General features: G+C 34.8%; 5 protein-coding genes. 2 read left to right on the top strand and 3 right to left on the bottom strand.

The annotated features are described in order from the left end of the window. Window positions 1–93: 93 nt before the first annotated feature. Window positions 94–756, bottom strand: a complete 663-nt coding sequence (locus BKK54_RS10985) for a TfoX/Sxy family DNA transformation protein (protein WP_077543110.1) — start codon at window positions 754–756, stop codon at window positions 94–96. Between the two features lie 489 nt (window positions 757–1,245). Between BKK54_RS10985 and recA the strand changes: the two genes are divergently transcribed. Continuing rightward, window positions 1,246–2,301, top strand: coding sequence for a recombinase RecA (gene recA / locus BKK54_RS10980; protein ID WP_077543109.1), 1,056 nt, complete (start codon window positions 1,246–1,248; stop codon window positions 2,299–2,301). 69 nt (window positions 2,302–2,370) lie between these two features. After that, window positions 2,371–2,829, top strand: coding sequence for a recombination regulator RecX (gene recX, locus BKK54_RS10975; protein ID WP_077543108.1), 459 nt, complete (start codon window positions 2,371–2,373; stop codon window positions 2,827–2,829). A 1-nt stretch (window position 2,830) separates the two neighbouring features. Here recX and crcB read toward each other — a convergent pair whose 3' ends face one another. Together crcB and BKK54_RS10965 are read right to left on the bottom strand one after the other, a co-directional pair. Continuing rightward, window positions 2,831–3,208: a fluoride efflux transporter CrcB gene (gene crcB, locus BKK54_RS10970; RefSeq protein WP_077543107.1), complete on the bottom strand. Its 378-nt coding sequence runs from the start codon at window positions 3,206–3,208 to the stop codon at window positions 2,831–2,833. Continuing rightward, window positions 3,208–4,026 (bottom strand): Cof-type HAD-IIB family hydrolase, encoded by an 819-nt coding sequence (locus BKK54_RS10965; RefSeq protein WP_077543106.1) that lies wholly within the window; start codon window positions 4,024–4,026, stop codon window positions 3,208–3,210. Before BKK54_RS10965 ends, crcB begins: the two co-directional genes overlap by 1 nt. Window positions 4,027–4,210: the final 184 nt, after the last annotated feature.

Below are 4,210 nucleotides of genomic sequence, written 5' to 3'. Positions count from 1 at the left end.
TCACAACAGCGCGTCGTTGCGTGAGGTGCATTATAGGAATTTTTTAATCCTTTGCAACTCTTTTTTTTAAAATATCATCTAAAAGGTCAATTTTTACTCATCATCGAGCTTTCTGTACTTCCTGAAACCAGCCTCATACAAGGCATTATTTAATTTCTTTAGCAAAATCTCTTTTTGTTGTTTGTTTAAAAACTCACTCTTTTTATTAGACAATGCACAAGATAGTTTCCAATACGTATCTAGAGTAGCCGGAACACCGGATTTCCTAAGCCTGACAATCGCATTTTCAGCGCCAACAATTTTCAGAGTTTTTACATCATGGATATCAATTTTCTTTAACATTCTTTCATACTTTATCGAAAGATTGGGAAGATCTTTTAGACGATTTGCTTTTGATAATGCAATTTCATTCTTTCTCTCTTGAATTTGTTTAATGGAAAGCATAAGCAATTTACGCAATAAATTTTTGTCACTTAACACATCACTAGGAAGACAATAATAATCAGATAACAAAAACTTAGCATCAGTCTCATTTTTTGCAAAGGGTATACTCCCCTTACTTATCAACTGATTAGCCAACTCAGCTTTTGCTTGAAGATAAAACTTTCCATTTAACCAAAGCGCAAACATAAGTTCTTTTTTATAGAACAGTCCGTAGCCAGTAAAAAGATTTTTTGATGTTACATGACCAATCAGCTCATTTATAGAATCGCGAATACCATCAATATATTCATCTTTAATATTTAGTGCTACCATAAGACCTCCTTATCAAAGTAAAAATAAGAGCGTTTTCTGTTATAGCACCATTCTCACAACAATAAAACAATCCATTTACAAAATTGTGACATAGATCGTAAATTTATAACTTATCTTCTTAAAAAACTAATGAAGTAAAGTTTTGTAATACCACAAAAACTCATTCTCTTATACGCAAATACAGATTTAGGAGACTTTATCACCTCAATATTCCCCTATACTAGAGTCTAGCTACAAAAAAGTGTTATACCCTCCTATTAAGCTAATAAACTAAAAATTAGTAAACTCATCCTTAACCCAATACCCAAACTAAGAAACAGTAAATTAAATAATCTTAAGAACTATCTTACCCACGAATTTCTAATTGGAACTCTTTCGATTTTACGTCCCGAATCACATTTTTTATATAAAAATAAAATTTCACTTGATACTGTATATCAATACAGATAAAATCTAGAAAAGTCATAACATATAAGTAAGGTTAAAAAAATGGCAACTCAAGAAGAAAAACAAAAAGCACTTGCTGCGGCATTAGGACAAATCGAAAAACAATTTGGTAAAGGTTCTATTATGAAACTAGGTGATACCAAAACCTTAGATGTAGAATCAGTTTCAACAGGTTCAATCGGCTTGGATGTTGCATTAGGTATTGGTGGCTTACCCATGGGGCGTATTGTTGAAATCTTTGGCCCAGAATCTTCCGGCAAAACAACACTCACTTTATCTGTCATTGCACAAGCACAGAAAGCCGGTAAGACCTGTGCATTCATTGATGCGGAACATGCTCTTGATCCTATCTATGCTGCAAAATTAGGTGTGGATGTAAAAGAATTATTAGTTTCCCAACCAGACAATGGTGAACAAGCACTAGAAATCTGTGATGCTCTTGTACGTTCAGGAGCGGTAGATGTTATCATTGTTGACTCTGTCGCCGCCCTTACGCCAAAAGCTGAGATTGAAGGCGATATGGGAGACTCCCATATGGGCTTACAAGCACGCCTAATGTCTCAAGCACTACGTAAACTTACCGGTCAAATTAAAACCGCTAACTGCCTAGTAATCTTTATCAACCAGATTCGTATGAAAATTGGAGTAATGTTTGGTAACCCAGAAACAACAACTGGAGGTAATGCACTTAAATTCTATTCTTCCGTTCGCTTAGACATTCGTCGAACCGGCTCTGTAAAAGATGGCGAAGAAATCATTGGCAATGAAACAAAAGTAAAAGTGGTAAAAAATAAACTTGCCGCCCCATTCCGCCAAGTTGATTTCCAAATTCTTTACGGGGAAGGAATTTCCAAAATGGGCGAATTAATCGAATTAGGTGTAAAACATAAGCTAGTAGATAAATCTGGTGCTTGGTATGCTTACAACGGTGAAAAAATCGGTCAAGGTAAGGCAAATGCCATGAAGTGGCTACGTGAAAACACAGAAAAAGCGGAAGAGTTAGAAACTAAACTTCGTGCTGAATTAGTTGCAAATCCTGAGCAATCATTAATGGCCGATATTGAACAATCTGAGGATAAATCTTCAGATGAAGAATAAACATTAAAGCGAACAAAATGCGGTCAAATTTCTCTTTAAATTTTGACCGCACTTTTAAGGGAAATAAACATGTCTTCAATTGCGTTAAATTATGTTTTGAGTTTATTGTCTCGCAGGGATTATAGCGAATTTGAACTTCGTAATAAAATGCAAGAAAAAGCATTTTCAGAGGAGCAAATTGACAATACGATGGCGTATTGTCAAAAGAAGAGCTGGCAAAATGACAAGCGTTTTGCAGAAAACTATATCTATGCACGATCACAACGAGGCTACGGCGTTAATAGAATTAAACAAGAGCTTCGACAATTAAAAGGTGTATCAAATGAAATTATTGATGAGGTTCTATGGGAAATAAGTATTGATTGGCAATCATTAGCACTTACTGTATTAAGAAAAAAATTTCCAGACTATATGGAAAGACAGTCTCCTAAAATGAAACAAAAAATCTGGCAATATATGCTTTCACATGGATTTTATAGCGAAGATTTTGCTAATCTTATCGGCTCAACTTCTGAAGAAAATTTCTAGTCTAAGGTAATAATTTACATAATAAAATACCCAATGTCGTACTGATTAATCCACCGATTAAATGAAAGGCAATAACACTAAGGGCATTAAACCATTTGTCTGACATTAGAAGCTCAATCACTTCAATTGAAAAAGATGAGAATGTAGTAAATGCACCAAGAAAACCTGTCACGAGAAACAATTTCCATAAATCATTAACTTGTGGATGTTGCCAAAAAAATGCCATCAATATACCGACTAAAAAGCAACCTATAAGATTAGCAAGTAATGTTCCTAAGGCAAAAGTAGAGAAAAACAAGTTAAAGCTAGAAGCAAGTCCCCATCTTCCTAAAGCACCGAATACAGCACCACAACTAATACATAATATGGCTTGGAGCATTACTTCATTCCGAATTGAAGTTGAAGATATTTTGCGACAGATTCATTTTGATTTGAGCCTATTTGCTCTAATCGTGGGCAGGCTTGTTTTAAGCGTTCATCAGCATTCTCCATAATACAACCTTTTCCAACACTGGAAAGCATCTCTACATCATTCATCCCATCACCAAAAGCGATACAGTTTTCCAAACCGTAATCTCGTTGTGCTAATACATGTTTTAAGGCCTCCCCTTTGGAGACATTCTTGTTCATCACTTCCAAACAAGATAATGCAGAATAAACAATGGTTGTTTTATCACCAAAATGTTCACGTAAATATTTTTCCACTTCGATTAAATCTTCAGGACTCTTTCCAATAAAAAAGATTTTCTCCACATTACGAGCGTGATGTTTAGAAAAATCAACTACTTTATACATAAAACCTGAATCTTGATGAAATTTTTGCAATGCCGGAACGTCTTTATTAATAAACCAGCCTTCATCTTGATAGCTATTCAAACAAACATTAGTCTCGTCAAATGGCGTTTTATAAAGATCAAATACAATATCCTCAGGTAAGCTATTGCTGTAAAGCAGATTTCCTGCCATATCCCGTACCCTTGCGCCATTTGAGGTAATCATTACTGCACGCTCTGCACCAATTTTTCCAAGAATAGAACCTACATCAGTATGGTTTCTTCCCGTAGCAAGGATAATATCAATGCCACTTTGTTCCAAGCGATTCAGCGTATCAATGGTAAAGTCTCCAATAACATGATTCGCATTTAATAATGTACCGTCTAGATCTGAAACGACAGCTCTATAAAGTTGTTTTGACATAAAAAGATTCTCTAAAAGTTTTCTGAACATATCAAAATTAAGGCATAAAATGCCGCTCTTTTTGACTGAAATCTAAAATAGACTAAATTATAAAATAAAAAGGCAGATCTACCGATCTGCCTCTATACTCATTTAATTCATCAAATGAATTATTTAATAATTTTCGCAACAACACCCGCACCAA

This window comes from Rodentibacter genomosp. 1 (assembly GCF_001999285.1).
Classification (GTDB): domain Bacteria; phylum Pseudomonadota; class Gammaproteobacteria; order Enterobacterales; family Pasteurellaceae; genus Rodentibacter.
This window is presented reverse-complemented; position numbering and strand designations above follow the sequence as displayed.

What these genes read in the sequence shown, in the direction of transcription:
- BKK54_RS10985 (WP_077543110.1), bottom strand. Translation starts at nt 756, where the DNA reads ATGGTAGCACTAAATATTAAAGATGAATATATTGATGGTATTCGCGAT.
- recA (WP_077543109.1), top strand. Translation starts at nt 1,246, where the DNA reads ATGGCAACTCAAGAAGAAAAACAAAAAGCACTTGCTGCGGCATTAGGA.
- recX (WP_077543108.1), top strand. Translation starts at nt 2,371, where the DNA reads ATGTCTTCAATTGCGTTAAATTATGTTTTGAGTTTATTGTCTCGCAGG.
- crcB (WP_077543107.1), bottom strand. Translation starts at nt 3,208, where the DNA reads ATGCTCCAAGCCATATTATGTATTAGTTGTGGTGCTGTATTCGGTGCT.
- BKK54_RS10965 (WP_077543106.1), bottom strand. Translation starts at nt 4,026, where the DNA reads ATGTCAAAACAACTTTATAGAGCTGTCGTTTCAGATCTAGACGGTACA.